This window comes from Streptomyces milbemycinicus (genome assembly GCF_002154605.1).
Lineage (GTDB): Bacteria > Actinomycetota > Actinomycetes > Streptomycetales > Streptomycetaceae > Streptomyces > Streptomyces milbemycinicus.
Genome location: NZ_MUNE01000923.1, coordinates 354 through 711 on the forward strand (window position 1 = coordinate 354; position 358 = coordinate 711).

Here is a 358-nt window from a genome sequence, read left to right on the forward strand (position 1 = left end):
CCGCCGGACCTTCGCCGGGTCGTAGCCGGGCCTTCGCCGGGTTTTTATGGCTCGTGTCTTTACGGCTCGCGTTTTTACGCTTCGTGTCCTTATGGGTCGCGTTTTACGGCTCGCGTTTTACGGTTCGTCGGTTCGCGACTCCAGTGCACGGCGCGTATTGGGCCCGTAGACCCCCTTCGGGTCGCCCTCCACCCCGTAGGTGTTCTGGAAACTGGTGACCGCGTTCCGTACGCCGTCGTCGTACTCGCCGTCCGACGACCCCAGGTAGAGCAGCAGCTGGCCCAGCCGCTTCTGGAGCTCGACCACCTCGGAGCCGCTGTCGCCCTCCTGCAGCACGGGCGGGCCGGTGGGGGGCGGG

Annotated in this window: 1 protein-coding gene; it reads right to left on the reverse strand. The window is 66.8% G+C overall.

Annotated elements, in window-relative coordinates; all coding sequences use genetic code 11:
- Positions 1-117: 117 nt before the first annotated feature.
- A partial coding sequence (locus CCN51_RS48895; RefSeq protein WP_143676162.1) for a peptidoglycan-binding domain-containing protein occupies positions 118-358 on the reverse strand: 241 nt, incomplete at its 5' end.